General features: G+C 28.7%; 20 protein-coding genes. 13 read left to right on the top strand and 7 right to left on the bottom strand.

The window, feature by feature from the left end; all coding sequences use genetic code 11:
* Nucleotides 1-589: 589 nt before the first annotated feature.
* The 5 genes from FHG05_RS18425 to FHG05_RS18435 form a co-directional block, all read right to left on the bottom strand.
* The gene (locus tag FHG05_RS18425; RefSeq protein ID WP_157504256.1) at nucleotides 590-760 is read right to left on the bottom strand and encodes a hypothetical protein; all 171 of its coding nucleotides are present in this window, start codon (nucleotides 758-760) and stop codon (nucleotides 590-592) included.
* Between the two features lie 11 nt (nucleotides 761-771).
* Entirely contained in the window at nucleotides 772-912 is a 141-nt protein-coding gene (locus FHG05_RS18430; protein WP_157504258.1) for a hypothetical protein, read from the bottom strand.
* An 18-nt stretch (nucleotides 913-930) separates the two neighbouring features.
* Nucleotides 931-1122, bottom strand: coding sequence for a hypothetical protein (locus FHG05_RS12710; RefSeq protein ID WP_140998413.1), 192 nt, complete (start codon nucleotides 1120-1122; stop codon nucleotides 931-933).
* Between the two features lie 439 nt (nucleotides 1123-1561).
* Nucleotides 1562-2623: a helix-turn-helix domain-containing protein gene (locus tag FHG05_RS12715; RefSeq protein ID WP_140998414.1), complete on the bottom strand. Its 1062-nt coding sequence runs from the start codon at nucleotides 2621-2623 to the stop codon at nucleotides 1562-1564.
* A 130-nt stretch (nucleotides 2624-2753) separates the two neighbouring features.
* Nucleotides 2754-2930, bottom strand: a complete 177-nt coding sequence (locus tag FHG05_RS18435) for a hypothetical protein (RefSeq protein WP_157504260.1) — start codon at nucleotides 2928-2930, stop codon at nucleotides 2754-2756.
* A 345-nt stretch (nucleotides 2931-3275) separates the two neighbouring features.
* Here FHG05_RS18435 and FHG05_RS12720 point away from each other — a divergent pair, with 345 nt between their 5' ends.
* The 13 genes from FHG05_RS12720 to FHG05_RS12780 all read left to right on the top strand — a co-directional run bounded on the left by FHG05_RS12720 (nucleotide 3276) and on the right by FHG05_RS12780 (nucleotide 18465).
* Nucleotides 3276-4454, top strand: a complete 1179-nt coding sequence (locus FHG05_RS12720; protein WP_140998415.1) for an acyl-CoA dehydrogenase family protein — start codon at nucleotides 3276-3278, stop codon at nucleotides 4452-4454.
* 122 nt (nucleotides 4455-4576) lie between these two features.
* Nucleotides 4577-5359 (top strand): DUF3050 domain-containing protein, encoded by a 783-nt coding sequence (locus FHG05_RS12725; RefSeq protein WP_140998416.1) that lies wholly within the window; start codon nucleotides 4577-4579, stop codon nucleotides 5357-5359.
* 221 nt (nucleotides 5360-5580) lie between these two features.
* Complete coding sequence (locus FHG05_RS12730; protein ID WP_140998417.1) at nucleotides 5581-6480, top strand: metallophosphoesterase; 900 nt, start codon at nucleotides 5581-5583, stop codon at nucleotides 6478-6480.
* A gap of 231 nt (nucleotides 6481-6711) precedes the next feature.
* Entirely contained in the window at nucleotides 6712-6999 is a 288-nt protein-coding gene (locus FHG05_RS12735) for a hypothetical protein (protein ID WP_140998418.1), read from the top strand.
* Nucleotides 7000-7026: 27 nt separating this feature from the next.
* Nucleotides 7027-7260, top strand: a complete 234-nt coding sequence (locus FHG05_RS12740; RefSeq protein WP_140998419.1) for a hypothetical protein — start codon at nucleotides 7027-7029, stop codon at nucleotides 7258-7260.
* A gap of 75 nt (nucleotides 7261-7335) precedes the next feature.
* The gene (locus FHG05_RS12745) at nucleotides 7336-8109 is read left to right on the top strand and encodes a GLPGLI family protein (RefSeq protein WP_140998420.1); all 774 of its coding nucleotides are present in this window, start codon (nucleotides 7336-7338) and stop codon (nucleotides 8107-8109) included.
* Entirely contained in the window at nucleotides 8109-8870 is a 762-nt protein-coding gene (locus FHG05_RS12750) for a GLPGLI family protein (protein WP_140998421.1), read from the top strand. Before FHG05_RS12745 ends, FHG05_RS12750 begins: the two co-directional genes overlap by 1 nt.
* Nucleotides 8871-8926: 56 nt before the next feature.
* Nucleotides 8927-11527: a hypothetical protein gene (locus FHG05_RS12755; RefSeq protein WP_140998422.1), complete on the top strand. Its 2601-nt coding sequence runs from the start codon at nucleotides 8927-8929 to the stop codon at nucleotides 11525-11527.
* A 124-nt stretch (nucleotides 11528-11651) separates the two neighbouring features.
* Nucleotides 11652-13319, top strand: a complete 1668-nt coding sequence (locus tag FHG05_RS12760) for a sensor histidine kinase (protein WP_140998423.1) — start codon at nucleotides 11652-11654, stop codon at nucleotides 13317-13319.
* A 15-nt stretch (nucleotides 13320-13334) separates the two neighbouring features.
* Nucleotides 13335-13985 (top strand): LytR/AlgR family response regulator transcription factor, encoded by a 651-nt coding sequence (locus FHG05_RS12765; protein WP_140998424.1) that lies wholly within the window; start codon nucleotides 13335-13337, stop codon nucleotides 13983-13985.
* 91 nt (nucleotides 13986-14076) lie between these two features.
* Nucleotides 14077-15432, top strand: a complete 1356-nt coding sequence (locus FHG05_RS12770; RefSeq protein WP_140998425.1) for a LamG-like jellyroll fold domain-containing protein — start codon at nucleotides 14077-14079, stop codon at nucleotides 15430-15432.
* 43 nt (nucleotides 15433-15475) lie between these two features.
* Nucleotides 15476-16975, top strand: a complete 1500-nt coding sequence (gene lnt / locus FHG05_RS12775; RefSeq protein ID WP_140998426.1) for an apolipoprotein N-acyltransferase — start codon at nucleotides 15476-15478, stop codon at nucleotides 16973-16975.
* The gene (locus tag FHG05_RS12780; protein WP_140998427.1) at nucleotides 16972-18465 is read left to right on the top strand and encodes a LamG-like jellyroll fold domain-containing protein; all 1494 of its coding nucleotides are present in this window, start codon (nucleotides 16972-16974) and stop codon (nucleotides 18463-18465) included. Before lnt ends, FHG05_RS12780 begins: the two co-directional genes overlap by 4 nt.
* Nucleotides 18466-18689: 224 nt before the next feature.
* Here FHG05_RS12780 and FHG05_RS12785 read toward each other — a convergent pair whose 3' ends face one another.
* Nucleotides 18690-19304 carry an HmuY family protein gene (locus FHG05_RS12785; RefSeq protein ID WP_140998428.1) on the bottom strand — a complete coding sequence of 205 codons (615 nt, stop codon included), beginning with the start codon at nucleotides 19302-19304 and terminating at the stop codon, nucleotides 18690-18692.
* A gap of 24 nt (nucleotides 19305-19328) precedes the next feature.
* Complete coding sequence (locus FHG05_RS12790) at nucleotides 19329-21398, bottom strand: TonB-dependent receptor plug domain-containing protein (RefSeq protein WP_140998429.1); 2070 nt, start codon at nucleotides 21396-21398, stop codon at nucleotides 19329-19331.
* Between the last annotated feature and the right edge of the window lie 28 nt (nucleotides 21399-21426).

Below are 21426 nucleotides of genomic sequence, written 5' to 3' on the forward strand. Positions count from 1 at the left end.
ACAACGAAAGAATTAAATCAAATCTAAACAAAATGAGCCCGATAAAATATCGAGCTCATTATTATCAAAATTAAGTTTAAATTTGTCTAACTTTTTGGGTGCAGTCTAAAACGAACCCTTTTTTTATTTTTTAACACTTATTAAATTAAATTAACTGTTCGATTTTAATTATAAGCTTTTGATAATATCTAATTTATTTTTTTATGATAATGCTGATTTAAAAATTCAAATTTTTATCGCTTTTGCTTATACCTATCATTATTTAAATTGGTTCTCCAAAACAACTGTAATAGGTTGGCATAAAAAAATTACACAAAAAAATCAATCCTAATTGGAATGTTATGGCTCGTTTCAGTTGGTTTGTATTTTTACAATTATAGTATCGGCCTTGCGGTATTATTATTTCTGAGCTTATTGCATGTAGTAATGGAATTCCCATTAAATATCATGACCATAAAAGAAATAATAAAAAAGACTCCTTAAAAGAGGAGCCTTTAAATCAGAATGAATTATTAATACAAATTTTACTCAATAGCTGTCAAACCTTATATTGATTTTGAACTACAATTCATCTAATATCGATTCTTTATTAAAATCCATCACAAAGAATCCATGATTCACAACCAAAAGGTGGTAGTATTGAAGAGTCTTCTTTTAGACAACATAAATCCCACTCTTTTGTTTTTCCTCCGCCAATTACTTTTAATTCATCATTGGAAAGTAATTCTGTTTTTTCTATTCTTAAGATTGCTCTTTTCATAAAATTGCTTTTTATTTTTCCACACAAGGAGGATAACCTGGCTTACCACATATATCTGGATGCGGCGTCCCATTATGAGCACCTTGAATGTTTACTTGTTGTTTTTTACTAAGCGTTTGCAAACCCTCTAAATTTAAAATTGATTTCTTCATGATTATAATTATTTAAGATTAACAATAAGAAGGAACATAACCGCAACACCCAGTAGATTTGTTATAAATCCCTTGAAATTCATCCATACATTGTTCTCTTGTTATTCCACACGCTTGTAACCAACAACCGTTTGCTCCACCGTTAATTGCTTTTTGAGCAACTAAAGATAATTTTTGAACACCTTTCAAATTTAAAATTGATTTTTTCATAATTTTTGCTTTTAATCGTCTCAAACATTTTATGTCAATTGAAACTTTTGACACTATAATGGCCATTATATTTTAAGGAATTATATCATTCATTATAAGACAAATGATGCAATAACCTCAAAACAAAATTGTCAGAAAAAAATGGTTTTTAAAAGCCATTATGTATAGGATTTATAAAAAAAGGGACTGCAATTTTTAAATTATAGACTACAAAAAGTAAGCATATGACACACAATAATTTTTAATTCATTTATTGTCAAAACCTTATAATGTAAATAGAGAAATTCCAGAAACTAATACTTAAAAATTGAACACTCCTACTTAGTAAAATAGTATTGGAAATAATATATTCTATATTAGCTAGACCGCAATACAAATGATGATAAATCATTTATAAATAGCATGCCAAAAAACCTATAAAAAAGAAAAGAGACATAAATTATGTCTCTTTTCTTTTTTTTATCTTATTTATATATTGAAAAGGAGTTAATCCCGTTTTCTTTTTGAAAGAAATGGTAAAGGAATCAGCATTTTTAAAACCCGCACTTTCCGCAATAGCCTGTGTGGTATATTCTCTAAATTTTGGATTCGTCTCTATTTCATCAATAATATATTTTATTCTCAAATCATTCAAATAACTACTAAAGGATTGTTCAAAATACTTATTCACTACATAAGATAAATAAGCGGTATTCGTTTTAATTTTCTTAGCCACAAATTGTTGGGTAAAATTTGGATTTAAAAATTGTTTCTTCTCTATTAATTGTTCCAATTTTTGAATAATTTCATTTTCATTTTCTTGGCTTATGACTACTGATTCAGATTTACCAGATTTATACTTCCTAGGAGAAAAATTGCCATTATTCCTTTGTGCATCTAAAAAATAGGGAGTCATTACCAATCCATAATAACCTAATGCCATAACAAATACAGCTAAAAATGCTACGGTTATCTCAGTAACATTTAATAATATAGTACACCACGTTATTCCTATTCCAAAAATTAATAATCGAAGCCATTTTAATTTGCTTTGTTGCTTATTGTTTGAAAATTGAAGCGATTCATAGTTATTAACTAATCGCAACGAAAACCCTACACTACTAAAACCAGACAACAGAACTAACAAAAAGTAAACTACACCCCATGAAGTAACCTTATTAAACTGAAGAATTTCATTTAATTCTTCAACAACAAGTAAATAACCTAATCCTAACAAGCAAATTATAAGAGGAGCAGTCAGCAAAATTAAAACTTCTTTCCTACTAGAAATGCCTAACATATTTTTGGTATATAAAAACAATAAAGGACCATGTAGAAAAGGAAAAGGCACATTCAAAACATTCAGGAAAAAATTGTCGTGCTCTTTAAAATAGTAAAGAAATAAATCTATAGTCAAAACCAGTAACCAAACAATTAAAATATAATCTGATTTTGTTTTTTGTTTATGCCATAAAATAAACAGTAAAAAAAGAGAAAGAAAACTACCTAATATATAAATCATGTTGCTTGTTTTAAGCAAATTTATCTAGATTAGTAGTAAAAAAATTCAAAAATTATGCTAATTTTTCAAAATTAAAAAAGCTACTTATTATTGGATAAGTAGCTTCCTTTTATAAAACGAATGAAACGATTTAGCAGATATAATTGTTTTGAGCCGGAATATAACAACATACCTTCTCACCATTCACATAAATATAACTACCATCGCCTCCGCAACGTTTTGGAACTAAAGCTCCACCATTAATTTCTTTTTGTTCCTTTTTAGTTAATTCTTGAGCGCCACTTAACTTTAAGATCTTTTTTAACATAATTAAAAGTTTTAAAAATTTATACTTATTTATTTGTTTAAGACATTTAAACAATTGTCTCCTATAGTAAAGATCAATATTGATTTTTTTTTAATCAACATTGAATCACAAAGTGGTTTATAGTAGTAAAAATCTCGAGAAGTTGCTACAAAATATCTTGTAACGAGTCTAAAGTAGTATTAATTTTCGAATTATAAAAATATTTTTTATGTACAAAAAAAAGGACTACTCTTATATGTTTAAAAAATATAACATTTGTTCGTTGATTTGTTAAAAATCTTTATTTACTTTTGTTTTATTATTTTAACATAGCTGTGAGGCAAACTAGCACTTAATAACTTATATATGAAACCAGACTTATTTCAAGCTCCCGATTATTATCAATTGGATGATTTATTAAATGACGAACACAAATTGGTACGTGATTCAGCACGTGCTTGGGTAAAAAGAGAAGTTTCTCCAATTATTGAAGAATACGCTCAAAAAGCTGAATTTCCAAAACAAATTGTGAAAGGTTTAGCGGAAATAGGTGGTTTTGGACCTTATATTCCAGTAGAATATGGTGGTGCAGGTTTAGACCAAATTTCATACGGTTTAATTATGCAAGAAATTGAAAGAGGTGATAGTGGCGTACGTTCTACATCTTCTGTACAATCTTCATTAGTAATGTATCCTATATGGAAATATGGAAATGAAGAACAACGCATGAAATATTTACCAAAATTAGCTACAGGTGAATTCATTGGTTGTTTTGGTCTTACAGAACCTGATCATGGTTCAAATCCAGCAGGAATGGTAACTAATTTTAAAGATATGGGCGACCATTATCTATTAAATGGTGCTAAAATGTGGATTTCAAATGCTCCATTTGCTGACATCGCAGTGGTTTGGGCTAAAAATGAAGAAGGAAGAATACATGGTTTAATTGTAGAAAGAGGTATGGAAGGTTTTACAACTCCAGAAACGCATAATAAATGGTCACTCCGCGCTTCTGCTACAGGAGAATTGATTTTTGATAATGTTAAAGTACCAAAAGAAAACTTATTACCGAACAAATCTGGCCTAGGAGCTCCTCTTGGATGCTTGGATTCTGCTCGTTATGGAATCGCTTGGGGTGCAATTGGTGCTGCTATGGATTGTTATGACACTGCCTTACGTTATTCGAAAGAACGTATTCAATTTGACAAACCTATTGGAGCTACGCAATTACAACAGAAAAAATTAGCTGAAATGATTACTGAAATCACTAAAGCGCAATTATTAACATGGAGATTGGGTGTTTTAAGAAACGAAGGAAGAGCTACTTCTGCTCAAATTTCTATGGCAAAGAGAAACAATGTAGACATGGCGTTAACCATTGCTAGAGATGCGCGTCAAATGTTAGGCGGAATGGGAATTACAGGTGAATATTCAATCATGAGACACATGATGAATTTAGAATCTGTAGTAACGTATGAAGGCACACATGATATCCATTTATTAATCACTGGATTAGATATTACAGGATTAAATGCATTTAAATAATAGCATAATAGATAAAAAAAATCAAAAATGCTTCGCTTTTTAGTGAAGCATTTTTAATTTTGGAACATTATTTGCAATCTATTCTCTAATATGTTACGTATATAATTTTAAAAACCAGCATTATGAATACCCAAATTGTTAACCAAAAAATCTTAGCTTATAAAGAACAATTACTCCAGCATTCATTATATAATGAAATCAAAACCGTTGAAGATTTAAATTGTTTTTTAGAACATCATGTTTTTGCTGTATGGGACTTCATGTCTCTTTTAAAAGCATTACAAGCTAAATTAACCTGCACTACAACACCTTGGCTACCAGTAGGAAATCCTGAAATTCGTTATTTAATTAATGAAATTGTAGTGGCAGAAGAAACCGACGTGGATAAAAATGGCAACAGAAAAAGCCATTATGAATTATACTTAGACGCTATGGAGGCTTTAGGCGCTGATACACTTCCTATTCAAAATTTTCTAAGCGATGTAGAAACAACAAAAAATATTTTTGTTTCTATTAAACATAGTGACCTACATCCAAATGTGAAAGCTTTTTTAGATTTTACATTTCGAGTTATTGAAGAAGGAGATTCACACCAAATAGCTGCTGCTTTTACTTTCGGAAGAGAAGATTTAATTCCTGAAATGTTTACCGCCATATTAAAGAAATTTCAAGCTAACTTCCCTGATAAAGATTTATCTAAATTAATTTATTATTTCGAAAGACATATCGAATTAGATACTGATGAACACGGACCAATGGCGATGAAAATGATTGAAGAATTATGTGATAATGATGCTAAAAAATGGCAAGAAGTAGAAGAGGTTTCAATTGTTGCGCTTCAAAAAAGAATTGGCTTATGGAACGCTATTGAAGAGGCCATTACTAAAAAAATGGAATTCATTTAAAGCTTTTCGCGCTATCCGATTCAAGAAATCGTTTCCAAATTACATTACTACATAAAAAAAGGAGCTTCTTTACAGTTGCTCTTTTTTTATAAGTAAAGTTATCATTTGGAAACAATTTGCTTTCCACTGCTATCACGGCTAAATTATCTAGTATGCAAACTAGTATTTCCATTAAAATAACCTATTTTTGATAAGAATAAATACAATTAAAGCTTGAAAAAATGTCTTCTCAAGATCGATTAAATAAAGCCTATAAAGAAGCCAAACGGATTGCGTTTACCAATACTGATAAATTTATTTTATTTAGCGATTGCCACCGTGGCGACAGTAGTTTTGCAGATGACTTTGCTAATAATCGAAACATCTATTTTCATGCCATGAGTCATTATTTTAAAGAAGGTTATACCTATATCGAATTAGGAGATGGTGATGAATTATGGGAAAATATGTTTTTTAAAACGATTTTCGAAGCGAATAAAAACGTATATCAATTACTCCAACAATTCTATATGACCAATAGGTTACATCTCATTTATGGCAATCACGATATGGTGTATCGAAACCAAAATGTAGTCAAAAAAAATCTACATGAGTATTTCGACCAGAGAAAAGGTGAAAACGTGCCTTTATTTCCGGGTATTGAATTTAACGAAGCCATTGTATTAGAAAACAGAGACAATCACAATCAAGAATTGTTTTTAACACACGGTCATCAAGCTGATTTCATGAATTATGTAGGCTGGAAAATCAATCGGTTTTTGGTACGAATTTTATGGAAACCTTTACAAGTTTGGGGTATTAAAGACCCAACAAGCCCTGCAAAAAATTATGTTGAATTAATTAAAGTAGAAAGACGTATTAAAAAATGGATAGCCGATAACAACAACAAAATAACCATTACAGGTCACACGCACCGCCCTCGATTTCCAAGTCCTATTGAAAATGCACTCCATTATTTCAATGATGGCAGTTGCGTGCACCCTAGAAGCATTACAGGAATCGAAATTGTAAATGGCACTATCGCTTTAATCAAATGGTTTATAGATACTAAAGAAGATGGCACCCTACAAATTAAAAAAGAGTTTTTAGAAGGACCTTGTCGTTTAGAGGATTATAAATAAAAATACACCATTTAAAAAAGCAATACCATAAATTTTAACAATTATTACAGAAAAACTGTAATATCGTTTTAAAACTTTCATTTACATTTGGTTCGGATGCATTAACCAAAACTTCCACACAATTTATTAAAATATCTTTGGCCAAAGATGAGTTTGGTATAACTATAAAATACTATGATTAAGTCGCTCGAACGTCCAAGACTTTAATGGGACAATTAAAAAAAATCAAAAATGAGTTTTAAAAAAGTTGTATTAATAGCTTTATTAGCTACTGGTTCATTTACTTTTGCAAATGAAACAAAAGTCACCAATAAAGAAAAAACTATAGAGGTGACCGATACTATAATAAATGTTGTAGAAAACACATCTTCATCTGAAGATACATGTACAATTACTATTACAGTTTATAGAACAACACGAACTTCTACATCAACCACAGTTGAAATATTTGACGCTACAGGTACAGGGGAAACTTGTGAAGAAGCAGAAGCAGATGCTAGAGCAACATTAGCAAGTTAACGTAAAAAAAATTAATAATTTAAAAACATGAAAAAAATAATAATATGTCTGCTATTAGCCGCATCATTTCAATTACAAGCTAAAGGAAAAGACAAGAAAGAATTAAAAAAGGAAGATTCGGGAACATGTACTGTTACAATTGGTTATGCAGATAACGAAGGTAATGTATATAGCTCTTCTGCCACAGCGGAAACTTGCTCAGCAGCTAGAGCTGAAGCTCAAAAAAAATTAGATTTACAAAAAAACGCATCTATTCAATAATTTTTTTTAACTAACCCTTCAAAAAAGGGTTAGTTTTATTATGAAAAAACAAAAAGACTAACTATAATTTTAATAATGAAATTTTTATTTTTAATATTTTTTTTAAGTTATAACATATTAGTAGCACAATATAAAATTGAATATGATTATAATATTTATGTTGAATTTCCAGGTAATATTAGTTCAGTAACTACTAAAAGTTTTCTAATAACAGATGGATTTAACCAATCACGATATGTAAAGAATAGAGTTGTTAATGGAAATCTAGAAACAAATTATAAAAATTCCATTAAAGAAATGGAAGATAATGACAACAGTAAAAAAAATCATATAAAAGGTGATAGTATTGGTTATGTAATCATAAAAAAAATCCAAAAAGATTCAATTTATATGCGAATGATTGACTCAAAAGGTCATTACTGTATGATACCAAGAAAATTAGTAAAATTTGATTATACCATTTTCGATGAATATAAAGAAATTTTAGGTTATAATTGCCAAAAAGCAATTTTTTCTTATGAAGAAAGAAATTTTGAAATTTGGTTTACATCAGAAATACCAATTAATGATGGTCCATGGATTTTACAAGGTTTACCGGGCATAATTCTTCAGGCAAAAACTACTGATGGATTTCATGAATTTATTGCTACATCAATCAAAAAAATTCCTTCGATTAAAGAATCATTCTTTTCTTTTCCTTATAAATATTTAACGGATTTGACAACTTATCAAAATGAGTATATTAAAAACAAAGAAAAACAGTTTAAATACAATAAATCACAGGAAGGTGATGCAAAAATAACATTAAAAATAAACAATTTAGACATACCTTTAACCTTCTTCGAATAATGAAACAGAAAATTTTAATATTGCTCTTTATAACTAATTTTTCTTATTCTCAATATAAAATATTATATGATTATGTAAATGAAAGTTTCGACAGTTATGGCACAAGCAAAACAATATCGAAGTGTTATCTTTATACAGATAATATACAATCCAAATTTATAAAAGACCGAGTAATTAATGGAGAATTAGAACAAGAGTTTGACTACCCTAAAGAAGACTTAGAGAAAAAAATTAAAGAGCTACATAAACAAGATGTTTTTGGTGACAGTATTGGTTACGTTGTTACAAAATTCTTATTAAAAGACTCTATTTATACTAGAACTGTAGTTAATGCACTATTTAAAGAAAGATCAGAACACAAGGAATATAAAATAATTGAGGAGTATAAAACTATACTCAATTTTACTTGTCAAAAAGCAATTACTGAAATATACGGTAGAGAGTTTACTGTATGGTTCACTACGGAAATCCCTGTGAACGATGGTCCTTGGAAATTATATGGCTTGCCTGGTTTAATATTAGAAGCGCATAGTGCTGATAAATTTCATAATTTTTATGCCACATCTATAAAAAAAATTAATAATACCTCTTTTATATACAAACCTGTGCCATATGAAATCCTTGCAGATAGAGAAAAAAGCTGGAAAGAAGCCTTTGAAACATCAGAAAAGAATTTCAAATATAGAAAATCAAAAAGACCCGAAGCCAAATTAAAAGTCACAATTAACAGCTTAGACATGCCTTTAATCGTTTTTGAATAACTATGTTCTTATCCCATAAATTCTTATTATTTTTTTCTTTTTTTACAACATTCTTTTTGTGTCAGGGTCAAACTATAAAAGGAAAGATAACCTCTATAGACCATTTTCCTCTAGAAGCTGTTACGCTTATTGTTAAAGATTCAGCTAATGCAAAAGGAATTAAAGAATTTACGATAGCTAGAAACGGTTCTTATGAGATTGCTTTAAAAAAAAACTATGCTTCTATTTATATTGAAGCAAGTGCTGTTTCTTATGAAAAAAATGGTTTTTTAATTTTAAACCCAGAAAAAAATAAAACCTATATACATGATTTTGTCTTAGAAAAAGATTTAAGTTTCAATCTAAAAGAGGTAGAGGTTGTCGCCAAAAAAAAACCGTACCAACAACTTAAAGACACCGTTAACTTTAATGTGGCATCATATACCGATGGATCAGACAGAAAGATACAAGATGTAATTAAAAAACTTCCTGGCATGGAAGTAAATGACGATACTGGGGAAATTTCATATAAAGGCAAACCCGTTGAAACTGTACAACTAGACGGTGACGATTTATTTAGCGGCAATTATACCATTGGCACAAAAAACATTAATGTGGATATGATTGAACAAGTACAAGCTATAGAAAATTTTTCCAGTAATAAGCTTTTAAAAGGTTTAGAAGCTGGCGGAAAAGTTGCCTTAAATTTAAAATTAAGGAAAAATATTACCGATATTTCAGGAAGCATCAATTCGTCATTAGGTGCTTTCCAAGAAAAAGAATTAGCTACAGATTCTGATTTTAATTTTCTTACTGTTTCGTCTAAAATAAAATCATTTGGAACCTTAAGTTTTAATAATGTTGCTATAAACTATACTCCTTTTAATTATTTTGGTAGTTCAATGACAAGAAATGAATCCAATCTTAGAAAATTTAAGAACTATAAAATTATTCCAGAATTTAATTTTTTAAACACATTAGATAACAAAAGAACGGTCTTAAATAATTCTATTTTTGGCAACTATAATATTTCATTTAAGCAAAGTACCAAAACCAATCTTAAATCTAACATATATTGGGTAAAAGACGCTATTTCATCTTTAACTTCAAACGAAACTAACAATACAATAAATAATCAAAGTTTTACAACTAGCGATAATAGTGCTTCCAACAAGAAACCTAATTTATTGCGAGCGGATTTTGAAATGAAGCATTTCCTTTCAAATGTTTCATCTATTGATTACAATTTTTTAGTAAGTAATGAAAAAATCACCTCTTCTTCTACTCTGTTACAAAACAATACTCAACGTTTCGATACTCATTTACTTTCTGAAGATTTCTTTTTAAAGTCGGCTTTTTTATATACACAACGATTATCAAACAAGCAAGCCTTTCAGCTTTCTTCAAATCAAACATTTGATAATCTAAATCAAGATTTTTTAATTTATCCAAACAATAATTTAGGATCTTCATTAAATACCAATCAAATAAATCAATCTAAAAAGATAACTTTTGATCTTCACAATAGTATTATTGGGAAACTTAGTAGAATAAAATACCGAACAGATGTTGGAATGGCATTCAATACGAATTTAATGACTACAAATTGGTTTGACAACAATCAAAGCGCTTTAAATATAAGTAAAAACGATATTAACTATACGCAGTCTAAATTGTTTTTTGAAAATGATTTGGATTATGATTGGGGCAATTGGAAAATCTTTTCTTCTTTAAATTTCACTTTTTTAAATCAATATTTAAAGGATTTTGAAAATCAAAACAAAAAAAGAAGTGATGATTTTATAATTGAACCTAGCATTAATTTTATTTATAAGATTAATAGAATTACCAATTTAAGCTTAGGACTAGGTTCAAAAACATCTATTATTTCTGATAAACATTTATTATCTAATTCGATATTAATTAGCAATAGAACCTCAACAAGCAATCAACCTGATTTTAATTTACAAAAAACATCAAATTACTCTATAAACTATAACATTTATGATTTATCTAGGCAATTTCAACTCAATTTTGGTGTAAATTATAATGAAAACTTTGGGAATTTCTTTTCAGATATAACTATTAATCAAAATGCAAGTCAAATTCAATATTTCTTTTTAAATGAAAAATATTCTAGTAAAGGAGTTAATTTTCTTTTTGAAAAATACATCCATTTTATTGAATCGACTTTGCGTTTTAAAACCTATTATGGTATTTCAAACTATAAAAACTTTATAAATAGTTCAAATATTCGAAACAATGAAAGCGATTATTGTTTTTCAGAAGTATATGCAAAAACAGCTTTTGATGGGAAATTTAATTTTCAAAACATTTTAAAATATAATTACACTAAAAACAAGAGTAACAATAGTAATGGCTTTTCAAATACTCAGTATAATAATTCTTTTAAAATTCTTTGTAAGTTGAATAAAAAATGGTTTGCTGACGTTGCTTATGATTTTTATGCTACAGGAAAAAATACGGAATATAATTTTATTGATTTCTTTGTGAAATTTATTCCAAATGACAAACGTTTTATTTTTAGTCTTACTGGAAAAAATTTATTAAACAATGAAAACTTTTTAGAGATTAATACATCCGATTATTATACGAGTGTATATTCAAGTAATATTATTCCAAGAACTTTTTTAATAACATGCAACTATAGTTTTTAGTAGTACAATTATTTTAACTTTTAAAAAATTACCACTTTAAATATCATTCAAAAAATAAATACTCAATATTGTAAAATATTAAAAAAAGTAGTAGGTTTATATAGCTATAACCAAATGAAGTAAAATGCTAAGAAAAAAAGACCTCTTTTTTTTAATTACTTTTTTATGCTGTCTTTATTTATATGGACAAAAAGATTATAATGCTACCATTGACCATTATGTTTCGCGTTTTCAATATGATTCTGCCTACTATTTTACTCAAAAAGGAATCAAAGAAAATAAAGAAGATAACCATATAAAAGCGAGTTATTATATTCGATATGCTAAAATTTTAAAATCGCTTTCTAAAGCTGATAGCTGTTTTTATTTTTTAGACAAAGCCGAAAACTACTTTAAAAAAGAAAATAACACGAATGAGCTTTTTAATATTTTAACCATTCGATCTGAAATTTCAAGATATTTGGTAAAGAATAATTTAGCCAATACCTATATCTATGAAGCTGAAAAATTATTTGATAAAAATACCAACCTAGAGTACAAATACTATTACTTAAACAGAAGGATGGCAATCCTTGCAGAATATTACAATACAACACCAGATTCTCTTACTAAAGTTAAAGAAATTGGCCATCAAATTCTAGAAAATGCATCTGAAATTAAGGACAAATCTATTATCGTTTATACCTTAAATGAAATCGGATATTTGGATTTTAATAGAAATCCTGAAAATGCATTGCCTTATTTTCTAAAAGCATATGCAATTGCGAAAGAATATAATGTAAAAATTGCGTTTATTGATGTATGCATCAATTTAGGACGATTTTATCAACAAAAAAACAACGATATAACAACAGCCAAAAAGTTTTATAAAGAAGCGGTAAATCAAGCTAAAATTATAAACAACTTATGGCAAATTCAACAATGTTACAATGAATTAAAGAACATTAACACGTTAGACAACAACTTTAAAGAAGCGATGTTTTATGGTGATTCGTTAAATGAAATAAATAGTAAAATTTCCTTTTATTCCAGCAATAAAAGATATGAATTATTAGAAAATAAAATTATAATTGAATTGAATGAAAAACAATTAAAAGCCTCTAAAAAAAACATCTATTATCTAATTACAGTTTTATTTATATCCCTTTTAGGAGTTTTTATACTCATATCCTACAGCAAAAAAATTCAACAAAAAAACAAGTTGTTGGAGAAACTATCCGAGGAAAATGAATTTTTAATTAGCGAAACCAATCATCGCGTAAACAACAATTTACAATTAATTACTTTATTAATTGCCGACACACTTAGAAAAAAAGAAAATGAAGAACATCGGAATGATTTCTTACGAATATTATCCAAAATTGAAACCATAGCATCGCTTCACCGCCATTTGTATAAAAATAAAAACAAAAACGAAATCGCTTTAAAAGATTATTTGACAGAAATTAAAAACAACTTCAATGAAATTGCTGAAGATAAAAATGTAGTACTTACTTTTACTATTGATGATTTCAAAATTGAATCTGAAAACGCCATGTATCTAGGATTATTAATCACCGAACTGATAATAAATTCTATCAAATATGCCTTTACAGCAACGCAAGATAAAATAATTACTACTACTATAACCAAAGAAACTCAAGGCTATTCTTTCAATTATCAAGACAATGGAAAAACAAGTATTAACGAAAACATACAACCGAAGTTAATTCACCAACTTTGTTTACAACTAGACGTAAACTATACCATCAACACTTCTAATGGATTTCAACTCTCATTTGTAAAAAAATAAATCTATTATTACCCTATGCCTAAAATTTTAATCGTAGAAGATCAAGTACTCATTGCGAATCATATTAAAGAGATTCTTGTTGAAAATAAGTATCTCGATATCGAATTAGCCTACAAATTGAATCAAGCCTCGGAAAAATTAAATGATTTTCATCCAAACCTTATTTTATTAGACATCAATGTAGAAGGTAAAGATTCTGGAATTATTTGGTCTCAAGAAAACCTACATCAAGAAAGAGTAATTTTCATTACTGGTCAAACCGAAATTGAAACCCTAAAAAAAGCATTAACTATTAAACCAGTTGCTTATTTAACCAAGCCCATTAAACCAATTGATTTAATTGCGGCTATTGAATTAGCAAGCGAACAAACCAAACTCAATTTTATTACCATTAAAGAAGGTTATGAGGAAATCAAATTAGCTTTTGATGACATTTTATTCATTAAAAGTGATAAAAACTACATCGATATTCAAACCTCAATAAAAATTATTACCATTCGCCATTCTTTAGATCATTTTCATCAAGAACTAGATCAAAATCAATTTATTAGAGTACATCGTTCTTATGTTGTAAATAAAAATAAAATAACGAGTAAAAGCACAACTTCTCTTAAAATTAATCAATTTGAAGTACCCGTTTCCAGAACATTATCATTCAAACTCTAGTTTTATATACAAACTTTTACCATTCGTCCCAAAAAAAGATAAGAGATAGGTATTTGATTTACTTTTGTACCATAATTCTAAATCTCATTTTATGAAACAAAAATACTTTTTAACTTTCTTAGTCTCGTTTGGTTTTATTCTAACTTTTGGACAAAACAATGCGATTAATTTAACTGGAAATAATGGGTTTTCTTTTTCTGGCCCAAATGGAACTACTAATTATGCATTAAACGCAACTAATTTTACTGTAGAATATGATTTCTATTTAAACGCTCCTGCTTATCAAAATGCAAGATTTTCTTCTGTTGCAGCGGGTAATTCTTTTGTTCCAAAGCCTATAGAATTTTATATCGATGGTACAGGAAATTCTATATTAACACTAGGAGATGGTACCAATACCGAAACCATTCCTGGAACACCTTCTTTTTCGGTTGGACAATGGTATCATGTGGCATTTGCCGTAAACAATACGGCAACAAAAAATATTAAAATGTATGTGAACGGAGTTCCAGTGGTTGATTATAATTTTACTGTGTCTTTAGTTGGTAACAGTACTAGTTTCTCTATTGGCTTTGGAGCTTATCCCTCTACAATGGATTGTAAATTTGACAATTTACGCATTTGGTCAAGTCTAAGAACAGATACTGAAATTGCGACTAATTACAATAGTTGTTTAAATAATAACGAACCCAACTTGGATTATTATTTTAATTTTGAAAGAAGCAACAATGCTATAATTAAGAACCAAGTAATCAATCAAAGTTGTAAAATCGGTGTCACTAGTGCGAATTCTACCTATTCTACTGGAACAGGTTGCACGATTCCTTATGTTCATGCACCCATTACCGTAACTGGTGATTATGCAGGTATTTATTATTACGTGGATGATGTAAACGGTAAACCCCATTATACAACAGATGATTTCGAGTGTAGCTGTATAAATGCAGAGAGTCTATGTGATTTTGCTAATAGTAATAATAATAATGCTATCTATGAAATTTATTGGGATAACACCCAATGGGTTTTAGTTCCTGGAGATTGTGTTTGGCTCTTCACTTCTTGTGCAAATATTACGGACTTCGAGCCAAGTTTATTAGCTACTAATACTACCGATTCTCCTTTAGCTCCATGTACCGGATGGGTTTTTGATCAAGCAACAGCAAGTGGCACTTTTACTTCAGATGATTGTCCGGCTTTAAGTAATACCAGTTTTAATAGCGAAGGCTTTACCTTGTATCCAAATCCATCTAAAGGTATTTTCTTAATTACGAGTAATGAAGCATTAAGCCTTGAAGTTTTTGATTTAATAGGAAACACCATTTTAGATCAAAAAATGGATGCCCCAACGACTTCTTTTGATCTATCTAAAAATGCAAAAGGAGTTTACATACTAAAAGTTACTGATAAAAACGGAAATGCTAGCTTTCAAAGAATCATAAAAGAATAAGAAATTAATTTAACAGTGAAATTTGATAATATTTGCGTTAGGTATGCTTAAAAATCTATTTTTAGAATATAAGTTTGTTTTACTTTCAGCAATTCTTTCAGCTTTAGCATGTACTGAAATGAATATTCTATTAATTTTTATTGCCTGGACACCATTAATTTATAGTCTTATAAAAATTGATAACTTCAAAAAAGCATTGCTTTCTGGGTTTGTTTTTGGTTTTTTTAATGGGTTATTACTGTTTAATTGGATTTATACTTCTTTAAGTGATTACTCTACAAATGCTTTTTTAGGATTTTTTGTAATTATAGGACTTTCCATTATAAATAGTCTTCTTTTTTTAGTTTTTACTAGTTTAGTTCTTATTTACAAAAAATATTTCAATTCAAAACTTCAAATACTTAATTTAATTGCATTAGCTTCAGTTTTAACTTTGTTTGAAGAATTAGTTTCTTATATTTTTATTGGAATTCCTTTTTTAAATGTAAGAACCGGATTTACTTTAGGGAAAAGTTTGTATTTAACTCAGTTTAGTGTCTTTGGGGGAGTTGCAACACTTAGTTATATTGTTTTTTTTGTAAATATTTGTTTTGCAGAATATTTTTTTTCAAAATCAAAAATTTATTTAAAATTTTTAATTTTTACATTACCCACTATTTTTTACATAGGATATTTATTGCATTCTAAAAACCCGGTTGGTAATTCTAATGAAATAAAAGTAAGCGTAGTAACTGCAAATATTAACCCGAAAATTAGTTGGAATTCATCAAATGGAAATCAATTAGCTCAAAATTTCTTTGAACTCTGTTCTAAAGCAACAAAAAATAATCCCGATTTTATAGTTTGGCCAGAATCTACAATACCATGGGTTTTAGAAGAAAATGATGACTTTTTAAAAGAACTTAAAAAAATTAATGCAGAAAAATCTATACAAGTTATTGGGATTAATAAACCATATAATAAAGATAAAGTTTTAAACGCTGCATTATTTTTTGTTCCAAAGAATATGTCACAATATTATTCAAAAAATATCCTGTTAGAAGGATTTGAAAAACCTCTTTTAAAATCGATTCAAATACCATTTTACATTAACTTACAATATAAATATGCAACTGAAAATAAAATACAACCTGTTAAAACTAAACATGGAAAAGCTGGTGTACTTATATGTAATGAATCTATTGAAGACGTCCTTGTTAGAAACCAAGTTAACAATGGAGCAAATTTCTTTTTCATCATGAGTAACGATGGTTGGTTTAAAGATTCTTACATTAGTTTATATCATTTTTACATTGCAAGAATAATGGCTGTTGCCTACAAAAAAGATTTTGCCATTAGTAGCAATTGCGGATATTCTGGATTTATTAATAGTAATGGCGATATTCTAAAAGTTAGTCAATCAAATTCAGTATTTGAAAGTACACACAAAATATTTTCAAATGATACAAAAACATTTTATTCAAATTATCCATATGCATTCTTAATGCTACTGGTTATTATATTACTAACTAATTTATTCACCCTAAAATTTTTTAAACCATGAGTAAAAAAATTACTTTATTTTTATTATTGCTTAGCAATTATTTATGTTTTGCTTCTGCAAATCAAAACTCCTATCGTTGGCGAAATGATGATGGAACTGAAACTTCGGCTTCTTGGAAAGCAGAATTAAATACAATATCAACATCTAATTCTCAAGATCAACCGTTTAGATTAAGAATATCATTAAATGAAACGTCAGGATATTCAGAAACTTCATATGATGTTTCAAGATTAGAATATTCAAAAGATGGAAATAATTGGGTATTGATTAATAACAATACAACTAATGATTTTTATTTTATTAATAGTTCAAATGTTGTAAATCATTCAGCTACTACGCAACAAATTACTAGTGGACCCTTTTCTCCAGGAATTTTTAAATCAAATGCAGATCCTTATGAAGTTACTATTTCAACATCCACAATTACAGAAGTGGAATATAGTATAGCAAGATCTGCAAGTTACGATGAAACTGCAATTTACCAATTTAGAATTGCTTCTGTTGAGGGTTATAGTCAATATCCATTATTAAAAACACAACCTGCAACACATTTAAATTTTGATGGTAATGACGATTATATTCAATTGACTCATTTTGAAAAACCAAATGAATTTACCATTGAAGCATGGGTAAAAAACGATTATAATACTGGTAACATTATATGTTGGGGAAAAAACTCTAATGATACGAGCCATACCAAATTACGTGTAGATGATGGCGATGTAGATTTTTACATTTATGACTATGTGAATGATATTAATAATACAATTTCTTCTTCTATCAGTATTAATAGTAATTGGCATCATATAGCTGTAGTTAAAAATGCGAATGCAACTAACAATTTAGAAATTTATATTGATGGGGTTTTAGGTGCGACGGGTACTGCAACTATCAATATTACGTCAGACAATTTACTTATTGGTGGAAGATCTTATAATAATTTAGCTCCTTTTGAACTATATGAAGGAAATTTAGATGAAGTTAGAATTTGGAATACTGCAAAAACTGCTACTGAAATTAATGATTCTAAAAATTGTGAGTTACTTGGAAATGAAACTGGCTTGCTGGCTTATTATACCTTTAATCAAGGTTACGATCAAGTAAATAACGATGGAGTTACTACTCTAACGAATTCAGTTTCTGGAGGTTCAAATGGTGTGTTGAATAATTTCAATCTCTATGGAACAACCTCAAATTGGTTATCTGGCTCACCAGTGGCTTCTGGAGTTACTTGTGCAAGCTTAGCAACTAGTTCTTTTATAAACTCTGAAGACTTGTTATTATATCCAAATCCAACTTCAGGAATTTTTAACATTGGTACAGAAAAAGAAAGTATAATTACTGTTTATGATGTTTTAGGAAAAGAAATTATCTTACAAAATAACAACTCAAAAACGATTGATATTTCGCATTATCCAAATGGTATGTATTTTATTAAAATTACAACCATTAGTGGAGAAAGCAGCTTACATAAATTAGTAAAAAAATAATGAAACTATTTAATAAATATAAAGTAGAAATGCTATTAACCCTCCTATATATTGCATTAGTTTTTCTAGCAGTTTATATTTATCATATGTAAAAAAAGGGCTGTTTTTAAACAGCCCTTTTTAATTAAATAAAATTGTTTACTAAGTAAGAAACAATTTTTCAACTAAAAAAAATAACAAAAAATCTAAATGAATAAGATGCATTTTTAATGACTTTATTTTTATTAAAAATGGGTTGTATTATTCGGTTGGTATACAAATTTAAAAGTATAATAACGAGAAACAGATGTCATATCTGGATTAGCAGGAGCATCTTGATAATAACTTAAAATTTCAAACTTAGCATACTTTCCATCATGTGTTTTTACCACATATATTGTACCTGCTTTTGGAGTTATAATATGTGTAGTTCCATTATAATCATACCAAGGTTCAGCAAAAGCATAAGTTCCCGAACCATCTTGAGCAAAAGAAGCAGCATCAGGAATGGTAGTAACAGTATTAAAAGTACCTACAACTTTACTTACTGCACCATCACCTGTTCGAGTGGGTTCATCGGTTAAACCTATAGCTTCTCCTCCATTTACTATAAGCGTCGTGCCTCGAAAAGCAATGTCCCAATTGTCTGAAGCTACAATTTGATTTTCTGAAAAACTGAATTTAGTAAAAGCTCCAGCCGTTGGTTGTCCTTGTCCTCCGGTTTGCGGTGCATACAAATTAGTTACCGTTTTTGTTTCTAAACTGACTGGAGTTACTGTTACTGCATCGTCGTCATTAGTACAAGAAGTAAAAAAAATAAATAATGAAAAAATGGACAATTGAATTAATTTGGTATTCATATTATATGTATTTAAGTTAATTTGTTACAAGTTAAATTGTATTCTAGCAAATAATTGTCGGCCAGAAATAGCACTAATTTGGTCTGGGTTTTTAAAATTGAATAGATTATTACTCCCAATTTGCACACTCATTTTTTGATTAAATGTCTTGGTAATTGAAAGGTTTGTTAAAAAATAATCTTTGACAAAAACATCGTATTGATCTAGAATTTGATTGTTATTTGAATCTACAATTCCATACTTACTTCTGTAGAAAACTCTTAAATTAAAGGTGGTTTTAAGTTTTGAAATCGTATATAATACTTTAAAATTTGCAGTGTGTTTTGAGCGATTAAAAAGTCCGAAATAGTCCGTTTTTTTCAATTGAAAAGATTCCAAAGTATTCGCATCTCTTGCAAAAACAGTTCCGCTGTCTAATTCTTGTAAAACCGTTTTGTCTTTTGCAATAAGATATTGGTAACCCAAAGAAAACTTCAAATTGGAATGAAAAGAATAATGGAAGTTATTTTCAAAACCATAGGTGAAAATTTCGTCTATATTAAAATAACTGAATACATTTTGACCGTTTGTTTTCTGAGCTATTACTTTGGTATCAATTAAATTAGAAATCGCATTGTAAAACACATTGGTATCCCATTTAAAATTATGTTTCTCATAAAAACTACCCAGATTAAGATTCACTGAGCTTTCTGGTTTTAATTCACTTGAAAAATCGATTCCATTCGTTCGAAATAAAACTTGTCCTTGATTGTCTAAAGCATTCAATCTTTCTTCAGCCACATTATAACCAAAAACCGCATAACCAATAGCCGAATTGGTAAAATCGAAATACAATTGTCTGAAATCTGGAGCTTTATAACCATAACCAATTGAAGATTTTAAGGATAAATGTGTATTTAATTTATAATTTGCTGCAATTTTAGGACTCCATTGTGATTGATACTGATTGTGATTATCTAATCGAAATCCTGTCAAAATATTCCATTTTTTAGAAGGATTGTAATCGTATTGTAAATAAACATACTGGGAATTAAAAACTACTTCTGAAGCGAAATACGTTCTATCCAATGTTTCATGATTTAAACCAAGACCTGTTGTTATTTTGCTTTTTGGAAATGAAAAAGTAGTTCGTATTTCTGGTCGAAAAACCCATTGGTTATAAAAACTGTTTTCAAAAGCAAAACCCTGAGAATCATTTAAAAATTCATCCGTTTTATAATTTGTAGCATATAATTCATACTCTGAGTCAATAGACGCATTCCATTTTTGCGATACTTTTATTTGAGTATCCCATTCCATTATTTTAGAAAGTCCCTTATATCTTTCCGAATCTATTGTGGCTTTATAATCTTGCTCTTGATGGTAAAATCGCGTACCTAAAACTAATTGCAATCTTTTTGAAAAATCATAATAGAATTTAGGTTGAATCGTAACATTTTGATACGCTTCGACTGTTTTTTCTGGAGTAGCTTCATTTAAATCATAACCATCAGTTGCAAAGTAATTGGTAAAAACACTGCCTGAAAATGCTTTTTTCTTCCATACAAAATCAAGATTAGCATCTTGCGTTTCAAAAGTAGCATAGCGATAAGTACCCGTTCCAGAAAACACATCTTCTTTAGGTTTTTTAGTAATAATATTAATCACGCCAGCTAAAGCATCAGAACCATATAACGAGGATGAAGCTCCTTTTACAATTTCTATACTACTAATATTTCCCACACTAATACGAGACAGATCTAAAGTTCCAGCACTTCTCCCTATCAAAGGCACACCATCTAATAAAATAAGCGTGTAAGCAGCATCCAAACCTTGCATTTGTATTCCTTCAGCACCACCAAAATCGGGAATCGTAATTAAACCCGTTTGCTCGGCTATAATATCGCTCAAACGAGTTACTCCAGCTTTAGATATGGCGTCTGCAGTAATAATAGCACTTGGCAATGGCAACGAGGACAAACTCCTTTCTGTTCTTGTAGCGGTAACTATTACTTCTTCTAATGCTTTTGATTGTAGAGAGTCAGTCACTTTTTCTTGTGAATAAGTAACATAGATACTGTAAAAGAATAGCATGAAAAAAATTCTTTTTTTCATTATTTATATTTAGACTTAATAAAATTAT

The sequence above is a fragment of the Flavobacterium profundi genome (assembly GCF_006491645.1).
In the GTDB taxonomy this organism is placed as follows: domain Bacteria; phylum Bacteroidota; class Bacteroidia; order Flavobacteriales; family Flavobacteriaceae; genus Flavobacterium; species Flavobacterium profundi.

Coding starts and splice junctions, on each gene's coding strand:
- FHG05_RS12720 (WP_140998415.1), top strand. CDS start 3,276: ATGAAACCAGACTTATTTCAAGCTCCCGATTATTATCAATTGGATGAT.
- FHG05_RS18430 (WP_157504258.1), bottom strand. CDS start 912: ATGAAGAAATCAATTTTAAATTTAGAGGGTTTGCAAACGCTTAGTAAA.
- FHG05_RS12780 (WP_140998427.1), top strand. CDS start 16,972: ATGAGTAAAAAAATTACTTTATTTTTATTATTGCTTAGCAATTATTTA.
- FHG05_RS18435 (WP_157504260.1), bottom strand. CDS start 2,930: ATGTTAAAAAAGATCTTAAAGTTAAGTGGCGCTCAAGAATTAACTAAA.
- FHG05_RS12785 (WP_140998428.1), bottom strand. CDS start 19,304: ATGAATACCAAATTAATTCAATTGTCCATTTTTTCATTATTTATTTTT.
- FHG05_RS12790 (WP_140998429.1), bottom strand. CDS start 21,398: ATGAAAAAAAGAATTTTTTTCATGCTATTCTTTTACAGTATCTATGTT.
- FHG05_RS12770 (WP_140998425.1), top strand. CDS start 14,077: ATGAAACAAAAATACTTTTTAACTTTCTTAGTCTCGTTTGGTTTTATT.
- lnt (WP_140998426.1), top strand. CDS start 15,476: ATGCTTAAAAATCTATTTTTAGAATATAAGTTTGTTTTACTTTCAGCA.
- FHG05_RS12750 (WP_140998421.1), top strand. CDS start 8,109: ATGAAACAGAAAATTTTAATATTGCTCTTTATAACTAATTTTTCTTAT.
- FHG05_RS12710 (WP_140998413.1), bottom strand. CDS start 1,122: ATGAAAAAATCAATTTTAAATTTGAAAGGTGTTCAAAAATTATCTTTA.
- FHG05_RS12740 (WP_140998419.1), top strand. CDS start 7,027: ATGAAAAAAATAATAATATGTCTGCTATTAGCCGCATCATTTCAATTA.
- FHG05_RS12725 (WP_140998416.1), top strand. CDS start 4,577: ATGAATACCCAAATTGTTAACCAAAAAATCTTAGCTTATAAAGAACAA.
- FHG05_RS12760 (WP_140998423.1), top strand. CDS start 11,652: ATGCTAAGAAAAAAAGACCTCTTTTTTTTAATTACTTTTTTATGCTGT.
- FHG05_RS12730 (WP_140998417.1), top strand. CDS start 5,581: ATGTCTTCTCAAGATCGATTAAATAAAGCCTATAAAGAAGCCAAACGG.
- FHG05_RS12735 (WP_140998418.1), top strand. CDS start 6,712: ATGAGTTTTAAAAAAGTTGTATTAATAGCTTTATTAGCTACTGGTTCA.
- FHG05_RS12765 (WP_140998424.1), top strand. CDS start 13,335: ATGCCTAAAATTTTAATCGTAGAAGATCAAGTACTCATTGCGAATCAT.
- FHG05_RS12745 (WP_140998420.1), top strand. CDS start 7,336: ATGAAATTTTTATTTTTAATATTTTTTTTAAGTTATAACATATTAGTA.
- FHG05_RS12715 (WP_140998414.1), bottom strand. CDS start 2,623: ATGATTTATATATTAGGTAGTTTTCTTTCTCTTTTTTTACTGTTTATT.
- FHG05_RS18425 (WP_157504256.1), bottom strand. CDS start 760: ATGAAAAGAGCAATCTTAAGAATAGAAAAAACAGAATTACTTTCCAAT.